The organism is Haloquadratum walsbyi J07HQW2, assembly GCF_000415985.1.
In the GTDB taxonomy this organism is placed as follows: Archaea; Halobacteriota; Halobacteria; order Halobacteriales; family Haloferacaceae; genus Haloquadratum; species Haloquadratum walsbyi_B.
In genome coordinates this window covers 3,378,332-3,380,307 of the sequence record NZ_KE356561.1, presented here as the reverse complement: position 1 = coordinate 3,380,307, position 1,976 = coordinate 3,378,332, and the positions used below count along the sequence as shown (strand labels likewise).

Here is a 1,976-nt window from a genome sequence, read left to right as displayed (position 1 = left end):
ATATGAAGAGTATACCAGTCGTATACGCGCCGGATGCAAACATTACAGCGTGTCCTAACGATATCTGACCGGCATACCCACCGATAATGTTCCACGACTGCCCCAATCCGACGAATAATAACGCATAGATCAGTGTGTTCAGGAAAAAGTAACTGGTGGTGAGTTGTGGCAACACAAGCGCTGGGATGAATATGACCGGTATCAGGTACCGAAGAGAGATAGATTGCAGATTAAAGAAGTCTAACTTGGAGCCTTCTGTCTCACTCATTGACCACTCACCCAATCAAGAATACCCTCGCGCTGGTATAGCAATGCTCCAATAAGCACAATATAGACGTAGAGTTGTTGATATGACGGATCAAGGAGACTTGCACCGAGATTCTGTACGAGTCCAATGACGATCCCACCAACAACAGCACCAAGGATACTCCCGAGTCCACCTAATGCGACTGCCGCGAAAGATGCGATAGTCCATATGCCCGGTGTTGCGTTGGGCTGGATCGGAAAGTACGTCGCAATCATTGTTCCGGCAATACCAGTCGCCGCAAGACCGATTCCCCACGAAATCGCGTAAATTCGATCGGTGTTTATTCCCATAACTTGCGCTGCCTGCTTATCTTGAGCCGTTGCGCGAATCGCTTTGCCTATTGAACTCCGCTGTAAAATGGCATAGAGCAAGCCTATTGTCAGGAGACTCACCGCTGCCGTCAACACCGCTGGATATGAAACGGAGATTCCATAGGTGGTCGTGCTCCCAGCGAAAGCAAAGTTGTCGACTGTTCGTGTTGATGGACCGACAAGATATATAATGCCATAACGGATCACCAACAGAAGCCCAAAAGTACAGAGTACTTGTCCCAATATTGGACCACCCATCGTCCGCTTGATGATGACGACATATGTACCGTACCCTACGAGGAACATTAGCGCGGCGTTTACTGGGAGTAGTATGAGTGGGCTGACACTCAGCTCCGCTGACGCTAACAGCGTGACATACATGGCAATAAGCATGTGCTCTCCATGAGCAAAATTGACGATATCCATCACTCCCCAGATGAGCCCCAGCCCCGCAGCAACAAGTCCGTATGCGAGACCAATCAATACTCCATCGACAACGGAGCTAATTATCAGTGGGACCATTTTAGTTCTATTTATCGTCCTGACCAATCAGGCACAGGATATGTCATAACATCGTCCTGTGCTTGATCAAAGGGCCAAACAGTCTCGAGTTTGCTGTTGTCAGCTTGGACGACGAAACTGAACGCCTCAGTATTGTATCCCTTATCATCGAACTCAACAGGATACGGAAGCCCAGAAACGTACGGATCTAAACTTAATGAATTCAACGCGCTCTTGAGATCCTCCGGGTCAAGACTGTCTGCTCTGTTTGCCGCCGCGACGGCAGTGAAGAACTCGCCCCACGCGTAGATATTACTCCCATCAAATGGAGTCCCTGAGTTTTCCTCTGCGTAGCCATTGTACTCCCCCATGGGGGGATGAACATTGTACATATCGTTAGAGAAGTCAGCGCCAGAAAAAACATGTTCAGAGACATTCTCTTCAAGAACAGATGGGTCGAGGTATGCCGACCCTGGAGTCAGCATCATCTCGGGGTAGTAATCCTCAGTTTTCATATCTTCCAGCATAATCAACGCGTCTCGCACGTTCGCTGCGTGAACAATAATATCGGCTTCAGCATCTCTTATTGTCTGGATCTGCGCTGAAAGCGATGTCACTGATGAGGCGTCATAAGAAATCGTCTCAGGCGCCTGCTGGAATTCTGAACTCTCCTCTATGACACCGACCATCGAGTTGGCGACCTCTGTGCCGAAGGTGCCGTTCTGATGAATAATCGCAACCCGCTCTAAGTCGGCATCGAATTCGGAGTTCATATCGCTGGCGAAATTGAACATCGACTCGCCTTTGACCCCAGTGTGAGGTGGAACCTGCCAGAACCAGTCCAGTCCACGCTCCGT

2 protein-coding genes and 1 pseudogene are annotated in these 1,976 nt (G+C 49.4%); all 3 read right to left on the bottom strand.

Going from position 1 to position 1,976, the window contains the following annotated elements:
• A pseudogene (locus J07HQW2_RS15715) lies at positions 1–268 on the bottom strand (hypothetical protein); the annotation flags it as partial.
• Positions 265–1,140, bottom strand: coding sequence for a branched-chain amino acid ABC transporter permease (locus tag J07HQW2_RS15710; RefSeq protein WP_021056638.1), 876 nt, complete (start codon positions 1,138–1,140; stop codon positions 265–267). The pseudogene J07HQW2_RS15715 and the gene J07HQW2_RS15710, both read right to left, overlap by 4 nt.
• Before the next feature lie 11 nt (positions 1,141–1,151).
• Positions 1,152–1,976: ABC transporter substrate-binding protein (locus tag J07HQW2_RS15705; RefSeq protein ID WP_021056637.1), on the bottom strand; the 825-nt coding region annotated here is incomplete at its 5' end.

Excerpts from the sequence above, each read along its gene's own strand:
- J07HQW2_RS15710 (WP_021056638.1), bottom strand. The coding sequence starts at position 1,140 with ATGGTCCCACTGATAATTAGCTCCGTTGTCGATGGAGTATTGATTGGT.